Origin of the sequence: Vibrio lamellibrachiae (assembly GCF_050337265.1) — a bacterium.
GTDB classification, from domain to species: domain Bacteria; phylum Pseudomonadota; class Gammaproteobacteria; order Enterobacterales; family Vibrionaceae; genus Vibrio; species Vibrio kyushuensis.
Genome location: NZ_JAKJSU010000007.1, coordinates 303318 through 327070, shown reverse-complemented (window position 1 = coordinate 327070; position 23753 = coordinate 303318). Strand labels below are relative to the sequence as shown.

26 protein-coding genes are annotated in these 23753 nt (G+C 40.5%); 16 read left to right on the top strand and 10 right to left on the bottom strand.

Annotated features, from left to right (window positions below; genetic code table 11):
- Positions 1-55 precede the first annotated feature (55 nt).
- Positions 56-844 carry an AraC family transcriptional regulator gene (locus L4C54_RS12765; protein WP_428808495.1) on the top strand — a complete coding sequence of 263 codons (789 nt, stop codon included), beginning with the start codon at positions 56-58 and terminating at the stop codon, positions 842-844.
- Positions 845-1065: 221 nt separating this feature from the next.
- On the opposite strand, the gene L4C54_RS12760 is transcribed toward L4C54_RS12765, so the two are convergent.
- Positions 1066-2022, bottom strand: a complete 957-nt coding sequence (locus tag L4C54_RS12760) for a LysR family transcriptional regulator (RefSeq protein ID WP_428808494.1) — start codon at positions 2020-2022, stop codon at positions 1066-1068.
- Positions 2023-2143: 121 nt separating this feature from the next.
- Between L4C54_RS12760 and L4C54_RS12755 the strand changes: the two genes are divergently transcribed.
- Together L4C54_RS12755 and L4C54_RS12750 are read left to right on the top strand one after the other, a co-directional pair.
- Positions 2144-3667 (top strand): DUF1254 domain-containing protein, encoded by a 1524-nt coding sequence (locus tag L4C54_RS12755; RefSeq protein ID WP_428808493.1) that lies wholly within the window; start codon positions 2144-2146, stop codon positions 3665-3667.
- 54 nt (positions 3668-3721) lie between these two features.
- A complete protein-coding gene (locus tag L4C54_RS12750) occupies positions 3722-5239 on the top strand; it encodes a DUF1214 domain-containing protein (protein ID WP_428808492.1) in 1518 nt (505 codons plus the stop codon).
- A gap of 121 nt (positions 5240-5360) precedes the next feature.
- On the opposite strand, the gene L4C54_RS12745 is transcribed toward L4C54_RS12750, so the two are convergent.
- The gene (locus L4C54_RS12745) at positions 5361-6290 is read right to left on the bottom strand and encodes a M14 family metallopeptidase (RefSeq protein ID WP_428808491.1); all 930 of its coding nucleotides are present in this window, start codon (positions 6288-6290) and stop codon (positions 5361-5363) included.
- Positions 6291-6406: 116 nt separating this feature from the next.
- Positions 6407-7042, bottom strand: a complete 636-nt coding sequence (locus L4C54_RS12740) for a DsbA family oxidoreductase (RefSeq protein ID WP_428808490.1) — start codon at positions 7040-7042, stop codon at positions 6407-6409.
- Positions 7043-7302: 260 nt separating this feature from the next.
- Between L4C54_RS12740 and L4C54_RS12735 the strand changes: the two genes are divergently transcribed.
- Complete coding sequence (locus L4C54_RS12735; RefSeq protein WP_428808489.1) at positions 7303-8655, top strand: alpha-amylase family glycosyl hydrolase; 1353 nt, start codon at positions 7303-7305, stop codon at positions 8653-8655.
- A 97-nt stretch (positions 8656-8752) separates the two neighbouring features.
- On the opposite strand, the gene L4C54_RS12730 is transcribed toward L4C54_RS12735, so the two are convergent.
- Positions 8753-9370 carry a cupin domain-containing protein gene (locus tag L4C54_RS12730; RefSeq protein ID WP_428808488.1) on the bottom strand — a complete coding sequence of 206 codons (618 nt, stop codon included), beginning with the start codon at positions 9368-9370 and terminating at the stop codon, positions 8753-8755.
- A gap of 216 nt (positions 9371-9586) precedes the next feature.
- Between L4C54_RS12730 and L4C54_RS12725 the strand changes: the two genes are divergently transcribed.
- Positions 9587-10690, top strand: coding sequence for a 1-acyl-sn-glycerol-3-phosphate acyltransferase (locus L4C54_RS12725; RefSeq protein ID WP_428808487.1), 1104 nt, complete (start codon positions 9587-9589; stop codon positions 10688-10690).
- Between the two features lie 94 nt (positions 10691-10784).
- On the opposite strand, the gene L4C54_RS12720 is transcribed toward L4C54_RS12725, so the two are convergent.
- Both L4C54_RS12720 and L4C54_RS12715 read right to left on the bottom strand, forming a co-directional pair.
- Complete coding sequence (locus tag L4C54_RS12720) at positions 10785-11381, bottom strand: hypothetical protein (RefSeq protein WP_428808486.1); 597 nt, start codon at positions 11379-11381, stop codon at positions 10785-10787.
- A 187-nt stretch (positions 11382-11568) separates the two neighbouring features.
- Positions 11569-11868 carry a DUF406 family protein gene (locus L4C54_RS12715; RefSeq protein ID WP_428808485.1) on the bottom strand — a complete coding sequence of 100 codons (300 nt, stop codon included), beginning with the start codon at positions 11866-11868 and terminating at the stop codon, positions 11569-11571.
- Positions 11869-12370: 502 nt separating this feature from the next.
- On the opposite strand from L4C54_RS12715, the gene L4C54_RS12710 reads away from it, so the two are divergent.
- The 3 genes from L4C54_RS12710 (at position 12371) to L4C54_RS12700 (ending at position 14518) form a co-directional block, all read left to right on the top strand.
- A complete protein-coding gene (locus L4C54_RS12710) occupies positions 12371-12832 on the top strand; it encodes a TetR/AcrR family transcriptional regulator (RefSeq protein WP_428808484.1) in 462 nt (153 codons plus the stop codon).
- Positions 12833-13064: 232 nt separating this feature from the next.
- A complete protein-coding gene (locus tag L4C54_RS12705) occupies positions 13065-14069 on the top strand; it encodes a response regulator (protein ID WP_428808483.1) in 1005 nt (334 codons plus the stop codon).
- A complete protein-coding gene (locus L4C54_RS12700) occupies positions 14069-14518 on the top strand; it encodes a PAS domain-containing protein (RefSeq protein ID WP_428808482.1) in 450 nt (149 codons plus the stop codon). Before L4C54_RS12705 ends, L4C54_RS12700 begins: the two co-directional genes overlap by 1 nt.
- A 77-nt stretch (positions 14519-14595) precedes the next feature.
- Here the strand turns inward: L4C54_RS12700 and L4C54_RS12695 are convergent, their stop codons facing one another.
- Positions 14596-15159, bottom strand: a complete 564-nt coding sequence (locus tag L4C54_RS12695) for an outer membrane beta-barrel protein (RefSeq protein ID WP_428808481.1) — start codon at positions 15157-15159, stop codon at positions 14596-14598.
- Between the two features lie 622 nt (positions 15160-15781).
- Between L4C54_RS12695 and L4C54_RS12690 the strand changes: the two genes are divergently transcribed.
- A complete protein-coding gene (locus L4C54_RS12690; protein ID WP_428808480.1) occupies positions 15782-16825 on the top strand; it encodes a GMP reductase in 1044 nt (347 codons plus the stop codon).
- 229 nt (positions 16826-17054) lie between these two features.
- The gene (locus L4C54_RS12685) at positions 17055-17435 is read left to right on the top strand and encodes a hypothetical protein (RefSeq protein ID WP_428808479.1); all 381 of its coding nucleotides are present in this window, start codon (positions 17055-17057) and stop codon (positions 17433-17435) included.
- A 123-nt stretch (positions 17436-17558) separates the two neighbouring features.
- Here L4C54_RS12685 and L4C54_RS12680 read toward each other — a convergent pair whose 3' ends face one another.
- The gene (locus tag L4C54_RS12680) at positions 17559-17774 is read right to left on the bottom strand and encodes a hypothetical protein (protein WP_428808478.1); all 216 of its coding nucleotides are present in this window, start codon (positions 17772-17774) and stop codon (positions 17559-17561) included.
- A gap of 1162 nt (positions 17775-18936) precedes the next feature.
- A complete protein-coding gene (locus L4C54_RS12675) occupies positions 18937-19509 on the bottom strand; it encodes a DUF2913 family protein (RefSeq protein ID WP_428808477.1) in 573 nt (190 codons plus the stop codon).
- Positions 19510-19672: 163 nt separating this feature from the next.
- Here L4C54_RS12675 and L4C54_RS12670 point away from each other — a divergent pair, with 163 nt between their 5' ends.
- The 3 genes from L4C54_RS12670 to L4C54_RS12660 all read left to right on the top strand — a co-directional run bounded on the left by L4C54_RS12670 (position 19673) and on the right by L4C54_RS12660 (position 21815).
- The gene (locus tag L4C54_RS12670; protein ID WP_428808476.1) at positions 19673-20272 is read left to right on the top strand and encodes a hypothetical protein; all 600 of its coding nucleotides are present in this window, start codon (positions 19673-19675) and stop codon (positions 20270-20272) included.
- 158 nt (positions 20273-20430) lie between these two features.
- The gene (locus L4C54_RS12665) at positions 20431-21147 is read left to right on the top strand and encodes a GAP family protein (RefSeq protein WP_428808475.1); all 717 of its coding nucleotides are present in this window, start codon (positions 20431-20433) and stop codon (positions 21145-21147) included.
- Positions 21148-21296: 149 nt separating this feature from the next.
- A complete protein-coding gene (locus L4C54_RS12660; protein WP_428808474.1) occupies positions 21297-21815 on the top strand; it encodes an NUDIX hydrolase in 519 nt (172 codons plus the stop codon).
- A 118-nt stretch (positions 21816-21933) separates the two neighbouring features.
- On the opposite strand, the gene L4C54_RS12655 is transcribed toward L4C54_RS12660, so the two are convergent.
- The gene (locus L4C54_RS12655) at positions 21934-22251 is read right to left on the bottom strand and encodes a DUF496 family protein (RefSeq protein ID WP_428808473.1); all 318 of its coding nucleotides are present in this window, start codon (positions 22249-22251) and stop codon (positions 21934-21936) included.
- A 186-nt stretch (positions 22252-22437) separates the two neighbouring features.
- On the opposite strand from L4C54_RS12655, the gene L4C54_RS12650 reads away from it, so the two are divergent.
- The 3 genes from L4C54_RS12650 to L4C54_RS12640 all read left to right on the top strand — a co-directional run bounded on the left by L4C54_RS12650 (position 22438) and on the right by L4C54_RS12640 (position 23753).
- Positions 22438-22689 carry a hypothetical protein gene (locus L4C54_RS12650; protein WP_428808472.1) on the top strand — a complete coding sequence of 84 codons (252 nt, stop codon included), beginning with the start codon at positions 22438-22440 and terminating at the stop codon, positions 22687-22689.
- Between the two features lie 66 nt (positions 22690-22755).
- Positions 22756-23433, top strand: a complete 678-nt coding sequence (locus L4C54_RS12645; RefSeq protein ID WP_428808471.1) for a YceH family protein — start codon at positions 22756-22758, stop codon at positions 23431-23433.
- On the top strand, positions 23433-23753 hold the full coding sequence (locus L4C54_RS12640; RefSeq protein WP_428808470.1) for a GIY-YIG nuclease family protein: 321 nt from the start codon (positions 23433-23435) through the stop codon (positions 23751-23753). The genes L4C54_RS12645 and L4C54_RS12640 overlap by 1 nt, the downstream gene beginning before the upstream one ends.

Here is a 23753-nt window from a genome sequence, read left to right as displayed (position 1 = left end):
TCGGTAGAATAACATGTATCTTTTAAAAGACATGTGACGTGATAGGAAGACAAGATTGAAAAAACCAGCTCGAATACTTCATCCATCCTTATCAATTGCGCGAGCACCATCAGATGTATTTATGAATTTTGAAGCGTTTCTATCTAATACTGAAACGCGTGTTCATAGCCATCCTTGGGGCCAAGTTCAATTGATCAGTGGTGGGATCTTAGAGATGGAAGCAGAAGGGACTCGTTTTCTTGCTCCTCCTCACCTAGCTATCTGGGTGCCAGCGGGTGCACAACATTGCAGTTTCAATCGTAAGCCCCTTGATTACTGCTCTTTAAACGTAGCCCATGAGTTAACAGCCGATTTCCCAAGCCATACCAGCCTAATCAAAGTGACCTCCATTGTTTCGGCCATTATTGATGACTTTCGTCAGCGAAAAATCAATGTCGCTGAATCTGAGCAAGATAAGCGCCTTATTCAAGTATTGTTAGATCAATTAGCGACAGAAGAGACAGAGCGTCATTTCTTGCCGACGACGAGTAATAAATACCTTGCGAGAATTTTAGAGTCTGTGGAAGAGAACCCAACAGATACTACATCACTTGGGCAGTGGGCTGAAAGGGTGCATACGACAGAGCGAACTCTTGCAAGGCATTGCCAAACGGAACTTGGAATGAGTTTTACGGAGTGGAGGCTGAGAGTGAGATATCTCTATTCAATGGATCTATTAAGAAAAGGCCACTCGGTAAAAGAGGTGGCCCTAACATTAGGCTATAACCAAGCGAGCCCGTATATTTCAATGTTTAAGAAATACTCGGGCATAACGCCAGAGCAATACAAAAAGCGGCTGCTGTAGTGTAAATGCCGTGATTATTACTTGTGATCTTTACCCGAGAAAGTAGACATCATGTTCATCTAGCCCGTCATTAGTTCACATTCTATGTAATTGATAAATAGAAGCTGTCGTTTATCAAGCGGTACTTAGTTTATTCAGAAGTTCTCGGCTACTGAACTGCTAAGTGTGCAATACCAAAATCTAGCACGCCAATGATCGCCGTCACTTGAGCATGATTACTTCTAAACACTGGTTGTAATTAATAACTCTTGAAGAAGCTGTGAAAGCAATGCATTCATCCATTGGTGAGCAGAACTGTGCTCAGTACGCTCATGTTGAACGAGATAAACAGGCACGGTGTAACGCTTCTCATTTTCCATTGAGTGCAGCAATTGGAAATCCTCATTAAACCCACTCAGTGATTGTAAACTATTAGTACCAAATAGTACGGCATCCGAGCTACACATCACGTCGATCAATATCTGCGTTTGCGAGCTCCTTAGTTTTGGCTTCCTGTCTATCATTAAATCACTGTATACCTGTAAAATAGGCGCGCTAAACGAATGGTAGATATCTTCTTCTACTAACATCCCAAGCAAAGGGTAATCCAACGCTTTATCTAACGTTATATTTTCGCTTTTTAATAGTGGGTGGTCACGACGAGCAAAAAGTTGAGGGCAGAGAATACCAAGCTCTTGAGCAATATATTTATCGTGAGTTGGCTCTAAATAGTGCAATGCAAAGTCCATGTACCCTTGATCTATGGCGGTAAACGGGTTTGCTTTAGCTGGATACTCTTTAATACTGATCCCTGGTGCAAATTCATCAAGCTGACGTAAAAGTTTTGGCGTGATTGCGCTTGAAATGAATGCTGGCAGTGCAATAGAAAATGACTGCTCGCACAGCATAGGATCAAATGCTTCTTCAGCAAAGATCTCATTGAGACTAAGAAGAATCGGCTTTAGTTGTTTCTCAAGCTCTAAGGCCTTTGGAGTAGGGATTAACCCAGTTGCGACGCGAGTAAAGAGTGGGTCATCAAATGTCTCTCTCAACCTTTTTAGTGAACGACTCATCGCCGATTGGGACACAAATAAAACTTCTGCAGCTCTAGAGACGTTACGTTCTTTCAAAAGTACATCTAAGGTAACGATTAAGTTTAGGTCCCGTCTAGATAGTAGCTTTGATATTTCATGTTCCATTAAGGGCTCATTATTCACTTTGATCATAATTAAATATGATTATAAGTCGATATACGCAAATTGGCACGCTGTGTACTATTTAACCCAAGATAAGTCACATTTAGATTAGAAGAGAATCATTATGACGAAATTTACAATTACACGATTAACTGTTGCTGTTATTACCACTCTCACTTTAGCAAATAGTGTGTGGGCTGCTAACTCACCAACTTATGAAGCGAAGGTACCTCAATCTGTTATAACGCCAAATGAAGTGAGCAGTAATTACCTCGGGGAGTTGACGTTTAATGATGGATTTCCTTCTGAACTAACGGCACAGAAAACTTATGATTACTTAGACACAGCCAGAGCTGTTGAACTGTTTATTAATGCTCTGCCTACCGCTTCAATGTATGGAATGCTGAATGGTCATAAAGAGATTGGTTTTGAAGAAAACAAAACAGTTGGTATTACTGAGCAATTAATGGATGCGCGTTCGTTATGGCTAACACCCCAAACAACGACTCCTTATGCTACAACGGAGGTGGATCTAAGAAATGGCCCGGTCGTATTGGATGTACAAACGCCTATATTAGGCATACTTGATGATGCGTATTTTCAATATGTCTCTGATATAGGCATAACGGGGCCAGATAAGGGTAAGGGTGGCAAATACTTTATTGTAGGCCCTGACTATGAGGGTGAGATCCCGCAAGGCTATCATGTAGTAAAAAGTAAAACATACCGTCACTGGTTAATCATGCGTGTGTTTATCAAAGACGGAGAGTTAGAGAAATCAGTCGCTGACTTTAAGCGTGGGTTTAAAATATACCCTTACAGCAACCCAGAGCAAAAAACCGAGTTTGTTAACTTATCTGGTAAACAATACAACACTATTCATGCAATGGACGAGACGATTTTTGATGAAATCAATGAGGTGATTCAATACGAACCAGAAGGATCATATGATCCAGAAATCCTTGGTCTAGCTGCATCAATTGGCATCAAAAAGGGTCAACCTTTTGCTCCTGATGCACGCATGAAATCAATCTTACAAGAAGCATCGAAAATCGGTTCTTCTGCAGCACGCACGACAACGTACCGTCCGAGAAATGAGGCGTTGTTCTTTTACTCAGATCGACAGTGGTATTCACCATTGGCGTCAGGTAGCTACGAGTTTTTAGATGATGGTGCAAGAGCCATCGATGATCGATTAGCTTTTCATTTTTATGCCACAGGCGTAACACCTGCAATGACTCAGCCCGCTATTGGCAAGGGCTCCGTATATGAAATCGCTTCAACCGATCAAAATGGTCAAAGACTTGATGGTGGTCAACATTATGCCGTCACTCTACCAGGGCCAGTGCCTTCGGCTAACTTTTGGTCATTCATGGTGTATGACAACCAAACTCGCTCAATATTGGAAACGGATCAGAAGTCAGGTGGGGTGGATAGCAACAGTAGTGTAATGAAATATAACGAGGATGGCTCGGTAACCATTCACTTTTCTCCAAATGTACCTGAAGGAAAAGAAGGCAACTGGGTACAAACAATGCCAGATAAGGGCTACAACGTATTACTAAGAATATATGGCCCAGAGAAAGCGTGGTTTGATAAGAGTTGGAAGCCAGGCGATTTCGTACCTGTAAAGTATCTTCAATATTAAATTTACGGCTACTTGATTGTTCAGCCGTTTCACAACTTAATAAAAAGGTGAGTTATGAAAAAAACACTGCTAACAACCATCCTATTGTCGGCATTGCTTCCTTTGTCTTCAATTGCAGGCAACAGTGCAGTTGAAGAAACCCAAATAACGGCGGAAGCATTTAATAATACCGACAACATTTTAGAACGAGCTTCTGCTATTGAAGATATCGAATACAAAATGATGGTTCAACGCGCGACTCAAACGGCAATATGGGCAATGCCAGCGGTTACGCAGGTCGACTTCTTAAAAGCGACGCGTCGCGATTTAGGTGGTGATTACAATGATGTTATTTATGTCACTAAACCTTTTGGTTCTGATAAAGGTTTTTTAACTGCCAATGATGTTACTGCGTATTCATGGAGTACTTTTACTTCTCGCAATGGGCCTATTGTTGTGGAGGTTCCGCCAGCGACAGATAAAGTGAGTTACTTCGGTACGTTTGTTAACCAATGGGAACAACCAATTGAGGATGTTGGTCCTGCAGGTGCTGATAAAGGCGAAGGAGGGAAATATCTATTTTTACCACCAAACTACCAGGGTGAAAAATCGAAGAAACAGTTAGAATCAGAAGGTTTCTTGGTTTATGAAACCGACAGTTATGACTACGGTTTTTCATTTAGACCTAGGCTGTATAACGGGGCAACAGACCAAGACGCTGCTGATTATGCTAAACGCGTGAAGATATATTCGCTTGCTGAGGAGAGCAGCCCATCGAAAACGCGCCATATTGATGCAACTGACATAGCATACGATAGTCTTCCTTATTACAACGAAACCTACTTTCAGGATATAGACTACATTGTTCAAAATAACCCGATTCGTGAGCAAGACAAGGTAATGGTGTCAATGCTTAAAGATTTGGGCATTGAAAAGGGTAAACCATTTAAACCAACGGACATACAGAAAAAAGCAATGAATGAAGGCCTACTACTTGCCTATGCTTCGATGCAAAAGTTCTTTGTTGAGCCTGGTAGTGCCACCATTCCATTGTGGAAAAGTAACAGTGGTGAATTAAAGTCGCAGTGGCTAGTTTGGGATTTTGCGCAGGGTCAGGCTAAGGTCGGTTTTCCTTATACTACTGACAGCGAAGTGTTACTAGATGATCGCGCTGGTGGTAGTTATTTTTGGATCACGTATTTACCGAAGTATTTGGGTGGTGGCACATTTTATTTAACAGGACTTCGTGACTCTGCTGGGGAGATGCTTAATGGTGATAAGACCTACAAACTTAATGTCCCTTCAGATACACCGGCAAAAGATTTTTGGTCTGCAATTGCCTATAGCATGGAAACGAAGAACTTTATCAAAGATACAGAGCGTGTCGGGTTTTCCTCTCGTAACGCAGAGGAGATGAAAGTTAATGAAGATGGTTCGTATGATATCTATTTTTCGCCAGAGGCACCAAAAGGAATGGAGTCAAACTGGGTACCAACAGGAGAAGATTTCTTTTTATTATTCCGCCTATATGGTCCTGAAACAAAAGACTTCTACAAAAGTTGGATGCTAGGGGATATAGAGCAAGTTAATTAGGTTATCTTTGATTATTTTGATTCGATGGGGCAGTAAACAATCGAACTCTATCCACCTTCTCATCACTATTAAAGTGTATGAGAAGATGGATTGAAGGGTAATGATTGATTAGAAATGATCCCTAACCCTGCTTTAAATACTCAATACCAAAATCTAGTGCACCGATAATCGCAGCAACTTGAGCATGATTACACTCTTCATCGTTTACTTTAGGGCTGTCTGGGTAAACTTCTGTTGTCGTTCCAAATTGGCAATTGCTTAGACCACCACACAACGAAAGCTCTTTTAGTGGGTAGTTAATTACGCCATGTTGCACAACATCAGAACCGATGATTCTGTTATTGCTATCAGCAGGAGCGATATGAGTGACTTGCTTCACTGAGTCGATCACTGCTTTTTGAAAGGCTTCTTGTGGGTTTTCAGTATCCCCTACGGTGTAGAAACCGTCAGGAATCATTCCTTCAATAAGCTCTTTTCCATCACGAGCAGCTAATGCCGGGCGAAACTCGGTTTCATCACTGTCAGTTGTTTCGTGGAGATCAACGTGAATGAAAATGTCTGTGTTTAGGCTTTCAACCATTGCCATCAAGTTAGCAGACTCTTCAGCAGGCGTGTCTTTATAAAATGAACGGTTTGGGTCAATTGCGTTTGGATTCCAACGGTTGATAACCTCGTAACCCCAAGGGCTTACACATGGCGCGACAACAATATTAAAGTGCTTGCTGTAAAATTCCGCCTGAGTCTCGACAAACTTAAGCGCGCCATGCACACCACTGGTTTCGTAGCCATGAACGCCACCGGTAACAAGGACCGTTGGCTTACTTTCGTCCCAATTGCGGCTTTTAATACAGAAAAGCGGGTAACGCTCAGGATCATAAGATAGAGAACCGTATTGCTCGACATCGTACTTATCGGCTAATGCTTGAATCTTAGGAACGACTTCAAGGTTGTATTCACGCTTGATGATCGCCTGATCACGCCATTCTTTACGTTCTTGGTCACCCCAAGGTTTTCCTTGTACGCCAATAGGGTACACAAATGAGCTCTTCATAACTTTACCATTTATTATTGATTTGAACTGAGCTTATGATGGCAGGCTAGTGAGAGCAACGTTTATTCGTTATTAATATGATAACCAATAGTTGTATTGACTGTATTAGAGTCTATTCACAATAGAATGTCGTTGATTATATCGGCAAGTGTCGATTCTGTTTGAGCGCCAATGAGTACCTGTTTCTGATTGAAAATAAAAGCAGGGACAGCGTTGATGCCCGCTTCTACCCATTGCAGCTCTGTTGTTGTTACTGCATCTTGCCAAGTTTTGTCGTTAATGACTTGCCTTGCAACGTCGGCATTCAGACCGACTGATTTTGCTATGTTGCATAAACTATCAATGCAATTAATGTCTATTTTTCGGGTGAAGTAGGCATTAAACAGCGCCATTTTTAGGCTGTATTGCAAACCAAATTGCGCTGACCACATCAGCAACTGATGGGCTTTGCGAGTATTATAGATTTTCATGTCAGTTGTGAAATTGAAGAAAAAATCGAGCTCTTGGCCGAGCTGGGTTATAGATTGGCGAGCACTTTCACTAGCATCGCTGGTCGCGGCGTATTTTTCAAACGTATGCTGATACAAATCCATTCCTTCTTGACTCATGGCGGGGTTTAGCTCAAAGGGGTGCCAATGTATTTCGATAGGTTGTGTTAGGGCTAGCTGATCTATGACACGCTCTAAACGTAGATAGCCAATGACACACCACGGGCAGACCACATCTGAAACAATATCGACACGTAACGCCATTATGCTTTCCTTCTATTCCTCGTTAAAAAGTGACCAACTAAGTATAGATGTGGCTTCAGCGATTGCGATGTTATGCGCGAAACTCATACGGAAGAGTGAACTATGAGGGGGAATATAAGTTTCCTGTGCGCTGAATTAGCATCTACTACGCCCCTTTACTCATACGGGTAGATAGTAAGGCGGGGGGAATGTATTTTAATAAAATGCTTATATAATGGCGACATAGAAAGTAGAACTCATAACTAAAGGATTAAATACGTATGGAAGACGTGAATTATGCCAACGTTATTTTACACGCATTTGATTGGCCCTATGCGTTAGTAGAAAAACGTGTAGAAGAGATAGCAAGTGCAGGTTATAAAACCGTATTGGTCTCTCCGCCTATGAAATCACTAACTCATCCAAATGGTACGCTGTGGTGGCAACGATATCAGCCTCAAGACTATCGAGTTATCGACAACCAACTGGGTAATACTCATGACTTCATTGCAATGATCGCGAGTTTAGCCAAGTTCAACATCTTTGTTTATGTCGATGTGGTGTTCAATCACATGGCTAATGAATCCTCTATACGCTCTGATTTGCAGTATCCGAGTGCCAATGACGTCACGGAATACCAGTCGAACTCTGAATATTATCAGTCGCTACGCCTATTTGGTGACTTATCAACGCCTCTATTCAATGAAGAAGATTTTGTCGATGCGTTCGGTATTAAAGATTGGAAAGATAAGTGGGAGGTTCAAAACGGTCGAATCACCGGAGGGCCAAAGGATCCCGGCTTACCAACGCTCCGAGACAGTGATTATGTGATCAAGCAGCAAAGATCGTATTTACTAGCTCTTAAAAAACTAGGGGTGAAAGGCTTTCGGATAGATGCAGCAAAACACATTACTTTGAAGCAACTGCAGCAAGTATGGAGTGAAGAAATCACTCAGGATGTTCATATCTTTGGAGAAATTATTACCGATGGTGGGGCAACAAAAGAAGAGTACGAACTGTTTTTGCAGCCTTACTTAAAAGAGACGCGTCTTGGGGCATATGACTTCCCACTGTTTCAAACGTTATTTGATGCACTACAACCAAAAGGGAGCCTGAAATCTTTGGTTGATCCATATTGCTTCGGTCAGGCGTTATCCAAACGTCGTGCTATAACATTTGCCATTACTCACGATATTCCAAATAACGAAGTCTTTGAGAATATGGTGATGAGTGAAGCGAATGAATGGTTAGCGTACACGTATATTTTAGGTCGAGATGGTGGTGCGCCGCTAATCTATAGCGATCTAAATACAAGTGGCGTAAAAGATATAGAAGGTGGTCCACGTTGGCAGCAAGCTTGGCACGACGAGCGAATGATAAATCGAATTCGTTTTTACAATGCAATGCAGGCATTGCCGATGGTGATGGTAGAGGCCAGTGAAGATTTACTCATCTTTAAGCGTGGAGAAGCCGGAATTGTTGTGTTGAATAAGTCAGCAAAGACAACATCGGTTGACGTTAACGCTACGGGTGAGTGGTGCGATTGTCTAAGTGGCTTTGATGTTAAATCAAAAGGTGGTCAACTTACATTTTCTGTTCCGGCACACAGCAGCATGATGCTGGTCAAGCTGTAGCTAAAGTAGAACATTCATAGGCTGACCGTTTTGATAGGGCAGCCTTGGTTCAGTACTTTATTATTCGGATAGAGAGTCTGTACTGATTACAACGAAATTAGAACGTGTGACCTAAGATGAGAGTCGCCACCTGATCACACTCTTTTTCATTTCCAGCAAAAAGCTGCTCGACAATGAGCGGCTTTTTTTGGCCTGATAGGGTGCGTTTTTTTGCTTCTCGGATGAGCAATGCAATTTGAATTTGTGCATCCAGTTTAGCTGTTGCTAAGGGCTTCCATGATGAAATCGCTTGGCTGAATCGATCAAGCTTTAGGTTTGGTTTTAGATTTAACGCTTCCAGTTTTATTAAGGTAAGAATCGCCTGAGTGTATAGTTCATCTTCAGGTTGGTTACGAAGCTCAACGAGTTGATTTAAAAGTGCTGTAAGCAGCTCTTGGGGTTTCAGTTGGCCAGAGCTCGTAGGAAAGTTTAAATCTAAGCGAGAAGAAAAATCGATAGTTTGGATTAAGCTACTAGGAAAGAACGTGATGCTACAAAGGCAATCAAGAGGAATCCAAATAGATTCTCCCTTGTGAAGCGCATATTCATTCTTACCTAAACGAACCAACATCATTCCATCAATAACACGGATTAGGCTGCTCTTAATGACCTTTTTACGAGGTGTTGTGGTTAAGAAATCGTATTGGGTAATTTGATGTTGAACTGCGTAATTCATGAGTTTCGCCTTATTCTCTGCGGCAACTAGATGTGTTGCGACCCGCTTTGGGGCGACAAGATTACCTTTTCTGTCAAAAAATGCCAATAGAACTGAAGGGTAATCACATTTATCTGGTCAGACCTTAGTTGTTATGAGAACTCTATTGCTGATAACCCTGTGAACTATGCGTAGAATAGGCGAGCTTTTTTCCTTTTTTCGATTACGTAGTAAATAATGACTTTAAATACTGATCCATATGTAGATATTCGTCCATACAATGACGATGAGATTCCAGCAGCAATTGAACGCCTTATTAATGATGAGGAGTTTATCGGTGCGATTCTTCACCATCGTTTTTCAAATCATGCTTCTTGGTTTATGGCGGTAATGAGTCCGTTTGTTAAAGCGTACTTGAAATTCAAGTGGAAAAAACTGACCAGCATTGAAGCGATTCAAATTGAAGTTAAAAAATATCTCGCAAAGACACTAAAAACGACCACCAACGGTGTGACATACAGTGGCCTTGATAAGCTAGACAAAGACACTTCTTACCTGTTTGTCTCTAATCATCGCGATATTGCCATGGATCCAGCGCTGGTAAATTACGGTCTTTACCAAAGTGGTCACAAAACAGTACGAATTGCGATTGGCGATAATCTATTGAAAAAGCCTTGTGCAACAGAGCTTATGCGTTTGAATAAAAGCTTTATTGTGAAGCGGTCGGCGAAAGGCCCGCGTGAGATGATGAAGATGCTAGGCACATTGTCTGGCTACATTAAGCACTCATTAGATTCTGGTAACTCGATTTGGATAGCGCAAAAAGAGGGTCGAGCAAAAGATGGTAACGATTTTACCGATCCGGCTATTTTGAAAATGTTCCATGTAGAAGGTCGCAAACAGAAAATCAGTTTTGCTGACTACACCAAGTCACTGAGAATAGTGCCAGTCTCTATCTCTTATGAGAATGACCCTTGTGATATTGCTAAAGCTCGTGAGCTTTATGAAAAAGCAACGCATGGCGAGTACAACAAAGGTGAGTTTGAAGACATCGAGAGCATTATTCAGGGTATTGTTGGTGACAAAGGTCGAATTCACGTTGCTTTTGGTGATGTGATTGCTGAGTCATACGAAGCCCCTGATGAGTTTGCCGCTGAAGTTGACCGCCAAATTCATGAGAACTACAAGCTTTTCCCAATTAACCAATTAGCCGCTGACATTGAGTCTGACGTAGAGCAGGGCACACGTGAACGTCTACAAGAGAAGCTTGAGCAACTCCCATTAGATGCGCACAAGTACCTGTTAGATAGCTATGCGAACCCAGTTCATAATCAGAACTAATTGAGTATTGTGTTAGAAAGCAGATATAAGAAAGAGATGCACTTAGCATCTCTTTTTTTATCCGGTAGATCTAAACGGCTTATCACGCTCGTCTCTAGCGGGCAACAGCGCCGCCAAGAGTGAGGTTAGAGGGCCACTTAGTGATGGTGTTTCCACCGAGGTAAATATTACCGTTAACGGTCATTGTATCGGGGAAGGTTGTAATACCTGAACCACCTATAAATAAACTGCCTTCAACAATAATGCCCTCAGGAAGCTGCTCTAAGGGCGTTCTAATTACGCTTAAATCTCCTTTTACTTTCATTCTCGGTGGCAAGGTTGCAACCTTTGTGTCCGTGAGATTGATGTACCCGCCCACTTTTACTCCACCTGGCCAGCGAGTCAGTTTGGATCCCAGTAAATTCGCGTAGCCCTTAATTGATGCACCTCGTTGGATCTGTTTTAACTCGCAGTTCGTTGCTTCAAGGCTCCCATTAATTTCGATGGCTTTTGGTAGCTTAGCGATAGAGGTCTTAGAGATATTCAGGTTTCCTTTCACGATCAGTCCATCGGGTAACGAAGTGTAAGGCTTATTACGTAGGTCTAAGTTGCCATAGTTATCTAGGTGATTAAGGATTTTATAGTGATCCAATGGCTCGCTAAGGGCGGCAAAAGAAAAAAGCAGTAGCAGAGTAATAAAAGTGGCTTTCATACAGAAGAGGGCCAAGCATTGCGAGTCAAGTACTCAGTATCGTTAGGATGTCGAAAGGATTCAATGATATTGAGAAAAAACTGTGATTTTCACTCTGACTAAAATAAAAGAGTAGAAAACGTAACGAGATTTACGATTCCTACTCTCTGTAATCAATGGATATTAATTAAACTTAATGCCTTTAAACCTAACGTCTGAGAGAACGCGTCTTCAGTTCAAAAATCAGCTTTTCAGCACTGACTTCAAACTTGAAACGTGCAGTGACTTCTGTAGAAGCTTCAGTAATCTCAGACAGTTCGAATTCGACGTTTTTACATACTTCTTTAGCAAGAGTTAGGTATTTATCTAATTCACTCTTTAGCTCGGCAGAATCAGGGGAGCTAATCGTAATTTCAGAAATTTCATCCCCTTCTTTAATCATGAAGCCAATTTCGCCAGCAGAACCGCAAGCTTCACATACATCATTGTCGATTTTATCGATGCTCATTACACATACTCCTAAGTAAACTGCCGACATATTACATATCAATTTGATCTCTATCCACAAAAAAGCACGCTGTTCTGCAAGACAGTAACAGAATGTTATACTGCACAGGTATCGACGATTTAACTATCAAACGTGAATTGGTTATAAGCTAATCGATCACATCGATGCTTAATTAAGTGTGATCAAGGTCGGATTTATACGTAACGATATAGAAAAAGAGCGCGAGAATCTTTGCTTGTGAGTTGTCTATTGCTTAGATATGTAACATCATTCTGTTCAATGATTTCTTGGTGATAAATAACCTGTTCTTTTGATAGGTATCTATGAGCAATCATTGCCTGTTTCTAGCCAACGTACATGTGCTACTTAGTTGAGTAACGCGTTTATAGGCACATAAACGTTTCATAGATACAAAAACATGTCATAGATACGAAAATAGTTATTACTGGGTTGAATTGTACTCAGGCTGAGTGAAGTAGTTAATAAAGAGAAGAGTTAAACCATGCCAAAGCGTAGTAAAGAAGATACTGAAATTACGATTCAAACAATTATGGATGCGGTCGTTGACCAGCTGTTAAGGTTAGGCTATGACAAAATGTCATACACCACCTTGAGCCAACAGACTGGCGTATCTCGTACTGGGATTAGTCACCACTTCCCAAAGAAAACAGACTTTACTGCGGCATTGGATGGTCGAATCTTCAAGATCTTTGTTGAGCATTTAAATGTAAGTGGTGATCTAAAACTGTTTTCAGAAAGTTGGATCAACGCATTAAGCAACAAAGAATTTTTGGCAATCCTTCGTCTGCTATTCCACCATATTGTTACTGCTGACCGTGCTCATGAGTTTGCATCGCAGGGGATTTCACGTTTATACAAAATGACTGAAACGCAATTTGGTGAAGAAAGCACTCGTGAAATTGAATGGTTAATTGGAAAGTCGCTCATCCAAATGGCGAAATAGAATCTAAGTAAAATTGAACGAATCTAAGTAAAATAACGATGAATTTTAAAAATACCCTCACTAGAGGGTATTTTTTTGTCTTGAGCTTTTCAGTATCAAAAACAGTCCGATTTCCCAGCTTAATTTATAATAGAATCAATAAAAAGAGAGAAAAATGTCTATTCGGAGAGTGATACGGTAACTATCTGTTACACTCTAATTAAAGGATAGTTAAATAATAATAGGTGAACGCATGTCTTACCCCGTTCTCATCTGTGATGACTCTGCATTAGCACGCAAACAGATGGCTCGTTCTCTCCCTGCATCACTTAACGCTGAGATTACTTTCGCAGTACATGGCCTTGATGCATTAGAGAAGTTAGAACAACAAGAATTTAAGCTAATGTTCCTAGATCTCACCATGCCTGAGTTAGATGGATTCGGAACTCTGGAAGAAATTAAAAAACGCGATTACGACATTCCCGTTGTCGTCGTGTCTGGTGATATTCAGCCGAAAGCAAAAGAGCGTGTCGATACGTTAGGTGCGAAAGCATTTATTCAAAAGCCGATCGATAAGAAGCTGCTTAATGATGTATTAAAAACTCTTGTTGCGCCAAGTGTACAACCTCAAATAATCACGCCTGCTCCTCTTGATTTGCCGATCCTTCGCCGTAGAGATATCTACATGGAAGTCGCGAACGTATCAATCGGGCGAGCTGCTGATGCGTTGGCGCGTCATTTTGATGTGTTTGTTCACCTGCCACTACCTAATGTGAATATTCTTGAGCTCAGTGAACTTCATATGGCATTGCGTGACTTGGCTGAAAATGATCAAGTCTCTGGTGTGTGCCAAGGGTTCAGTGGTGAAGGTATTGCAGGTGAAGCTTTAGTTTTATTGAGTGACTCAAGTGTTTGTGATCTAAAGAAATTGATGAAGATCCCCGCTGATAGTGAAGAGCTAGAGGAGCTAGAGCTATTGATGGATGTGTCGAATATTTTAGTCGGTTCATTTTTAAATGGCTTAGGTGAGCAATCAGAAGTCCGTTTCTTCCAAAGCTCACCAGTACTGCTAGGGCAGCATATTTCCATAGATTCCATCATCAACTCGACAAGTGGGTCGTTTACCAAAACAATGACCTTTGAAGTTAGCTACAACATAGATGGCACATCTATTCGTTGTGATTTACTGTTCATGTTTGTTGATGAATCTCTACCACTTTTAGACAACAAACTTGCTTACTTGATGGAGGACTTTTAATGTTAAATCTTCCTGCTGAATTTGAACAATTCCACTGGATGGTGGACATGGTACAGAACGTTGATATGGGGTTGATCGTTATCGATCGTGACTACAACGTTCAAGTATGGAATGGGTTTATGACTCACCATAGCGGTAAGCAAGGGCATGACGTTCTGGGTAAGTCGCTCTTCGAGTTGTTCCCTGAAATCCCTCAAGATTGGTTTCGACTAAAAACAAAGCCGGTTTATGATCTTGGTTGTCGTAGCTTTATTACTTGGCAGCAGAGACCTTATCTTTTTCATTGCCGAAACGTACGACCTATTACGCAACAAGCCGAATTCATGTATCAGAACGTTACTCTGAACCCCATGAGGACTCCGACAGGCGAAATTAAATCGATGTTTTTATCTATTCAAGACGCGACAGCAGAAGCATTAGTTTCTATTCAAGCAAAAAATGATAAATAATTGACGCGGGTAGTTTGATTTTTGACCATTGAGGCGTAACCGGTTGGTTGTTAGCGGTTACGCTTTATTATAACCGATTAAAGCTTGAAGCTCGCACCAACCAAAAATGCCGAGTTAGAGTAGTCATCTTCTAACTCTTGATGGATATACTCAATATTGATGTCTAGGTGTGGCTGAAAGAAGGTATTGATTTTAATGCCTACTCCATAGTAAGGGTGTGTTCCCGAAGTCTCGATAGGCGTATTAGGGTTACTGGTTAGGTTAGTCTCTTCTAGAGTTGTGTAACTCATCCCTCCTTTAGCGTAGACAAAACCGACACTTTGGATTGGATGCTGTATATGTGTACCTACAAAGTAACCTTGATAAGAAAGATCAATAACATCTAAATGCTCATTGGAATATTGAGGGGTGTCAGAAACGATATTGGTATACCCCACATCTAAGCCCACAAAAGGGGACAGAAAATAGCTGTAACCTATGTTCGTAACCCATGCGTTTTCACTACCTAGTTCGCCTTTAATGTTTGCATAGCCTGTATCTGCAAACAGTTGATGTGTTTTTTCGTTGGCAGTTACGCTATGAGAAAAGAGTAATGCATTACTAATTAGTACCACCATAAATAAGATACTCACTGTTTTCATTGCCATCTCCCTGACTATTTCACAATTTAACTGCCGCTTTTTTGACCGTGTTTTTCTACTGCAATAACTGATCCAAAAGTAAACCACCGTCAATCTAAAAACTTTCACTCCCATTCAGTAAAAATAGTTTCGAAAAAAGGCCACTTTTTTGCGTAAACGTCGATCGTCGACCGCTTTTTAATTAAAAAGTGATGGAAATTGACTCAGCGAAAGAGTGATTTAGATCGAGATATGGGTTGAAATTGAGTAAGAGAGTGTAACGTGGATGAAATTGGAATTTATGGATAACGAATGAGTGCAACGAAGAGTTAAGATAACTTATTGATACTTTTCTAATTTTAACCGATTGAAAGCATGAGGAGTAAACGATTGCTTTCTCTAGGTGCTTTCCTACGTAAGGTAACATAAAAAAAATTAATTTATCAGACTTGCAGGAAAAAAATCACGACCTATAATGCTGAAAACCGGAGCGTCTGCCAACGCTCCGGTTTTTTTGTGTCCGAAGAAAGGTAAACCGTCTGCCAACGAGTTACCAACGCACTATGCTTAATGATGGATGTAGTTATTCATACGAGCTAGATGCCCACTGGAACATGTACTACTAAATCAAGGAATTTACACAATGCGTATCGAACAAGAACTTAAGTTAGGCTTTAAAGATGTACTGTTTCGCCCTAAGCGTTCAACACTAAAAAGTCGTTCTCAAGTAAATTTAACCCGCGATTTTACATTTAAGCACAGTGGTCGTCAATGGTCTGGTACTCCTGTTATTGCAGCTAACATGGATTCAGTTGGTAGCTTCGAAATGGCAACCGAGCTTGCAAAGCACGGTGTTATGACTGCAATGCACAAACACTACTCTGTTGAGCAGTGGGCTGACTTCGTAAAAGGCGCGGATAAAGAGACTCTAAACAAAGTATTTGTATCAACAGGTACTTCTGACCGTGAATTTGAAAAAACAAAAGAGATCTTAGCGTTAAGCGAAGACCTAGAGTTTATTTGTATTGATATTGCAAACGGTTACTCTGAGCACCTAGTTGAGTACGTTGAGCGTGTACGCGCTGAATTCCCAACAAAGACTATCTCTGCTGGTAACGTTGTTACTGGTGATATGTGTGAAGAGCTAATCCTAGCGGGTGCTGACATTGTTAAAGTTGGAATCGGCCCTGGTTCTGTATGTACGACACGTGTTAAAACAGGTGTTGGCTACCCACAACTTTCAGCAATCATCGAGTGTGCTGACGCTGCGCACGGCCTTGGCGGTATGATCATCGGTGACGGCGGTTGTGCTTGTGCTGGTGACGTTGCTAAAGCGTTCGGCGGCGGCGCTGATTTCGTAATGCTTGGCGGTATGTTAGCAGGCCACGAACAGTCTGGCGGTGAAGTGGTTGAGCAAGACGGTAAGAAGTTCATGAAGTTCTATGGGATGTCTTCTCAGTCAGCTATGTCTAAGCACTCTGGCGGCGTTGCGAACTACCGTGCAGCTGAAGGAAAAACCGTACTGTTACCATACCGTGGTGACGTGAACGACACTATCAATGACATCCTTGGTGGCGTACGTTCAACTTGTACATACGTAGGCGCAGCAAAGCTTAAAGAGCTAACGAAGCGTACAACGTTCATCCGCGTACAAGAGCAAGAGAACAACGTTTTTGGTAAAGAGTAACCTTTACTTTAAGAAGTAAAACTTTTTATAAGAAAAACAAATAGTAAGAGCCGCTTTTGAAGTGGCTCTTTTTTTGTTCGGAACATAGTAAGTTTAGTTCTAATACCACGCATTTCTATCGTCAAACTTAATATTAACCTATCTGTCAAATTACCTATTTATCGTTCTAATCTAAAATGTGAGCAAAATACGTTATACTGTGTTTTTGTACAGTTGTTGTGGTTTTTCTATGTTTCAATCTATTCAAGTTAGCTCTGGTTACAGCATTTTGAAATTAAATGGTAGTGGGCCAATAGGGGAAAGCACAAAGAGCGATGGTAAAATTGCAGCACTATTAAAGCGCGGTAATCAATTTTGGGCGCCGTTTGGCGGCTTCATTGAGGCAGATAACATTATTGGCCTGAAGTGGATAAAACTCCTCGACATTAAATATCTTTGCACCGATGCAGAAGCTGAAGTCGTTGAGTATGTAATACAGAACGATCACTACGTGGTAGGAACGTACCGAGATAATCAACTCTACATTCTTTTGTTTGGCGGAAAGCCCAAGCATCATCAGTTGAAAGGGAAAGAGCAAGATGGGAAGAACAATGTGTATGGGTTGTTTTGAATTGAAATAAAGCTCCAATGAAAGGAGCTTTCAAACACAAGAAGAGAGGGAAAGTTCTAAGAGTTCGTTTTTCTTCTAAGGCGAACAGTCCAAGAAATTGCTAATTATCGCTTTTGTACTTTTCTAATCATCGACATGTTCAGTCATGCTTTTTTCATTATCAAGGTGTGGGAGGTTGTAGCGTTTGCAAAGAGCTTGTTGTTTTTCTTTAGATAAGTTGCCTTCACTAACGAGCTCTTGCCAATATTTGGGCTCAACAAGCCGTTCGCGAAACTTCTTTTGTTGCATTTTATATAAAATATACAGTACGAGAATACCGATTAATCCAAGCAGCTCCATCTATCGTCCCTTGTTAATTTGGTTTAAATAGAACAGGCAGTCTATATCAACTATGTCCGAACCGTCTGCTTCTTGGTGCGGTTCATTGAAACTAGTTTGCATATTACTCCTACTCTACATTCAATTGATTCAATAACTTAGTAGGGTATCACTACCGTCTCGTATCGAATAGCCATTGTTCAATTTTTTAATCAGTCTTACTAGCTAAGTATGTCTTAAAAATAACGTTGAACTTTTGATGTGTAATTAAGGAGTTGTCATTGCGGTATGGCTAGAACTAAATATGAGGAAATGTGACGATTGAGGCTGGAGTGGTGAGATATTGAGCCGCAGGCTGCTATTTTGAGAGGAATTGAAAATAGACAGCGGAAATATAATCTAGTGTGCGATTGTTAAACTTGAAATACATGCGACTAGATGATTTTTCATTTGTGCGGCTTTTTTACTTTATGATAATGGTTTTTACTTATTACGTTCTTTCTTACTACAGCAGCAATCGCTTATTCAGATTTATAGGATTGTGAAATTTCCTAATCTGGCGCCTGAAACCGATGTGACGTTACCGGTTTGTGAAACTTCATCAAATTGGAAGTTTATGGGGCTGCTGAGGTTCTTGAGCTTTGGCAGTATATGGCGAAATAAAATATCGCTGTTGAGCTGGTGTATCTCTGCGACCCAAGATAGGTCTTCGTTGTATAAGTTTATTTCTATTTTGAACATTTATTTCCTTTTGATTGAATCGTGTTTTTCTTGTTTGTTAATTTGTACCAATGGATTTGGCGGCTCGTTCTGCGAGACATAGTGTTGTACCTTTTAATAATTAATTTGTACCCTTAGATTTAGCATATAAATATGACTATTTTGTGAAGGGTAATTTATTTGGTCTGATTAAAAGCTATTGAATGAACGATTGAGGTAAAGCTGACGCAGAGATGTTGTACGAGAATATCGAGAACTGTCTATGAGGGAACTTGGACTAAATGTAACATTAACAACTCTTAGGTAAGAGCCAAGGCTGCACTATACTCCAAGTTTTGAAGATAGCTAGTACTAAATTAAACATTAATTAAAAGAATGAACAATTAAAATTAAGAGCTAAGCTTCAACTGCTGAGTTTAATGACCAAACAATTGTAGCCAAGCATCAATAGCATGGCTTTTTATTAGAATCTCATTAACTCAATACGTAAGTGACAATCGTCTTCATAAGCGACAATCGCCTGAAAATGGCTATCTTGTTCAACAGCGTTAGAAAACTGCTCTTTAAAATCCGCATTACCTACGAACAGCAGTTGTGTTGATTGGGTCATTAGGCCATCTTCATCAAAGCTTGAATCAAGACTTTCATCGACAACACAAACCAATACCTGCCCAAAACGTGCATCTAAGTCGATATCTTTCGCTAAAGAGTATTGAACCTTGGTTTTGAGCTGTGACTCAATGTTCATCACTAAACTGATAAACTGATACAAGTCTGTTGAACATGTTTCTAGAAGCTGTGAGTGCTCTCTAGTTAAGAAGACTTCGAAGTCGGCTTTTAATTGACGACCAGCTAATAGCCATTGTTTTGTTGTTTTTTTCACCGTGCGAAAACGAGCACTCTTTACTATTGGCTTTATAAATTGGACCAGTATTTGGTTTTTTTCAGCAATGTTTAAGTGACGTTCTAGCTTTTTAAATTCAAGATGCAGTAATGCATGAGTCGATATGTCTAATAGTAATTGTGATGGGTGCATGAAAATATAAGGTTACGGCAGGTAACAAGAGCATAACACACTGAAACCATGATCAGTTATCCCTCATTTCATAATGTCATATACGTTATGGATTCCGACAATAACATCCATTAAAATGGAACCAATACAGGCATAGAAAGCCAAATTAAGGACCACAGTTTAAATGAGCGAACTTACGCCACAACAAGAACATGCTAAAGCGACGTTTAAGAGTAACATTCACCTTCCAGGTGGTGGTTTCCACACGCTGATCATCGAAAAAAGTAAAGAGTTTCAGCTGCCTTTTCAAAAAGTGCGTTCAGTTGTAATGTCGGCTCAAAAAGCGGTAGAAAGAAAGATCCGCGAAGATTTTCAGAATATGGATGAAGCGGAATTAACCAAAGAGAGTTGGTTTGATGCAATTAATGTCGCGTTAATCGATCTAGCTAAGACCAATCAGTCTGTGATGGATATATTAGCTACGAATCAGAATTACATTCATGCACAAACAGCACTTAAAGCGTCGATAAAAAGTGAAGGTGAGCGTAATGAGCTTCTTGAGAACCTGTTCCTGGCGTATGAAAAGGTGGTGTTTAAACCTTTGCTAGCGATGCTGCATACTAGCCCTCTATATTGGAAGTTAATGCTACTAGAAGAGTTGTATCAAATGACCGAAGAGAAGCGTCAGCAGTTTGAGCTTTACCCTCAGTACATGCAAGCTACAGAGACGCTGTTTATACTTGATCAAAAAATTAGAAATATAGAGTTAGTCGATAGCTTGTGAGTCATTTAGTTATAATCTTTGTTATGTAAATCAGTAGAAGATTTTTACACTTATTGGTGAGGTCTATACTTGTAATTGGCCCCCAATAAGCTAGTGTTGATTGTCTTGTATTTATACGCGGTCTTCAATCCGCATGGTTTGTAGAAGGTTTTTAGTAAATGATTAGCTTGTTTGTTATTCTTATAACTATAGCTTTGCTCGATAGTACATCAATGATACCACTAGCTCTTATTCCTATGGCTGCTATTCTTGGTGGGAAACAGTACATATCTGGGGCCCTGGGTTTTATTCTTGGTATATTCGTAGTCTATTTTTTCTCTGGAATACTATTGTTGTTTGGGTTCGATTATGTATTCGAAGTTATAGGCCCGAGTTTTTCACGATGGTGGGATGAACCAAAAACATTAGAACTTGTATTTCAGACTTTAGTTGGTATTTGCGTACTGCTCTATGCTTGGAAGCAATATAAACTACCAAAAATAGAGGTAACTGAAGAATCTAGCAATAAATCAGAGGCTGCCTTTACGCCTATTAGTGCTTTTACACTAGGCATCACTTTAACAATAGTTGGTGTTCCCGGGGCTATCCCATACTTCGGTGGTATTGAACAAATCCTCAGAGCTGACTTAAATTTAGTCGCTTCAATGGCTGCTTTACTTGTCTACAATATTGCATTTGTAACAGTATTCTTCACTATGCTACTCATCCGTATAATTGCACCGAATAAGACAGAATTAGTATTTGGATCGATATCATCGGTTATGAAACGTTGGGGAAAACCTGCAATTGTAACTTTACTCGTTATTCTTGGTTCGGTATTCATAGCAGATTCGGTAGGGTGGCTATTTGGGTACCCGTTACTGACGGTTGGTTAATTGTAGTCAAATATATATTATTAACGCCTTGATCTATTGTTGATTAAGGCGTTTTATTTTGTACTGCTGTAGATATATGCAAGCTCAAAATCGTAGTCATCCATGCAGTGTGGTAGCATTCACCAAATTATACTTTAAGACCATTCCATATGAGACATCTTACAACCATGGTTCACCCGAGCATAGAGCACTTGGATGAACAAACTATCTATAAGCGTAACGCGGCAAGAGCGATTGTAATAGATGGTGAGGATATACTGCTTCTTTACACTGAAAGGTATCATGACTACACCATTCCCGGTGGTGGCCTTGATGAAGGTGAGGATGTTATTGCAGGTATGGTGCGTGAGCTCGAAGAAGAGACGGGCGCACAGAATATTCACAGTATTAAACCGTTTGGTATCGTTGAAGAGTTTCGTCCTTGGTATAAAGATGATGCTGATGTCATGCATATGATTTCGTACTGCTATACTTGTAAAATTGACCGAAATCTTGGCGATACGAATTACGAAGATTACGAAATCAAAAATGGTATGAAAGCCGTGTGGCTTAATATTCATGATGCGATCACACATAATGAAAAAACCATGGCTGAAAGCGAGAAGAAAGGCATGAGTATTGAGCGTGAAACGTTCTTGTTGCATTTGATTGCCAAAGAAATGCTGTAATCAATTTGCCATTGAAGCCGTATAAAAACAAAAAATCCGAGTCAGAAGTGACTCGGATTTTTATCGTCTATAACGAATAAAGATTAAACCCTACCTGGCAGGGCAACTTTAACAGAGCTTATTTTTTAGCTTGATTCGTTTGCTTGTCTTCTTCAGTAAGATCGCGAATGCGGCGACTGATATCACGACGTGCTTTTGAAATTTCTGCACTTTTGATGATGTGATCATCAACACGATCTTCATAGTCTGCTTTCATGTTTTTAACGATAGAGACAATCTCATCGTGGCTCATACCTGAATGAACGTAATCTAGTAAGTTCTCTAGCAGATCGACACGCTTACGGTTATCACGAACCTTTTTTTCGTTGTCTAAAAGTTCACGCTTTAATTTGTTCTTACGACGTGCTTGGCTTACGATTTCTAATACACTACTCATAGGTTCCTTTTCCCAACAATTAACGTTAACTGCCCCGATTAAAGCACAACACTGAAAGACATAACAGTCTTTAGATCAATACGAACAAGATCTTGCCCATTTATTCACCAACCACTCTAGAGTGCATTGTTTTATTGGCCTGAGTCGCTATATTATGACGTGAATTATGAAGAGAATATTGACGACATGAACAGCTCAGAAATAATAGTGCCAGTTGAATTGCAAGTTCATACAGGTGAAGAGCCAACTAAATTAGAACTCGACCGCTTTGAGTCTGATGTTGAGGGTGCACAAGCACTTTCGTATAAACTGCGTAGTGCTTATCAATCTGAACGCGATAAGCTTGAAATGACGGAAGTAGAGCTAAATCGCTCACGCATTTTTATGGTTGATGAAAATGGCAATATGAGAATTGTACCGCTAATGTCAGAGCACTAGTGGTGTAGACTTTCTTATCTTCGTTTAGATAAGTAAGCATGAGTTATAGCGAAAAGGATAATAAAAATGACGATCGAACTAAGCCCAATCGAAGCGCGAATTATTGGCTGTCTCATTGAGAAAGAAGTCACAACGCCTGATTACTACCCACTGACGCTAAATAGTTTAACGACCGCCTGTAACCAAAAAAGTAATCGCGATCCTGTGTTAGCGATAAGTGATGCAGAAGTACAAGACACGCTAGAAGCGTTAATCTCTAAACGACTGGTTAATGATGAAAGTGCCTTTAATAGCCGAACTAAGAAATACATTCATCGTTTTTGTAACACAGAATTTGGTGACTTAAAGTTTACCGACCAAGAACGCGGCATAGTCTGCTGCTTGCTTCTTCGTGGTGCTCAAACACCCGGTGAGCTAAGAACGAGAACCAATCGTTTGTGCCAGTTCACGGATGTAAAAGAAGTAGAAGCCATTTTGGATGCAATGAGCCATCGTGAAGCGGGCGCTTTAGTTGTTAAGCTACCTAGAGAAGCCGGAAAACGTGAATCTCGTTATCAGCATCTATTTAGTGGGGAAGTCGATATTGAAGCGTTAGTTGCGGCAGCACCAACAACAATACCTGTGGCAGGTAACTCGCGTATAGATCAATTAGAAGCAGAAGTTTCTGAGCTGAAGAATGAATTGGCGAACCAGAAGCTAGAATTGGCTGAACTTAAAGAGTTAATTGATAGCTTAACAAGTTAATGACTCAAGGTAGTGAGCTAAGCTCAAATGAAAAGGAGAGTTCTAACTGGTACGTTTACTTAGTTAGAACTCCCAACAACTCTCTTTACTGTGGTATCACTACAGATGTCGACCGCCGCTTTCAAGAGCACTGTGAAGGTAAAGGAGCGAAAGCTTTAAAAGGAAAGTCCCCGTTAGCCTTAGTTTGGTACGAAAAAGCGGGTATTAATCGCAGTAAAGCCTCTCAAATTGAATATCGTATTAAACGATTACCCAAATCTAAGAAAGAGTCCTTGGTTTCTGGTTTAGTCGCATTAGAGCAAGTCATTGAAATAGCCTAA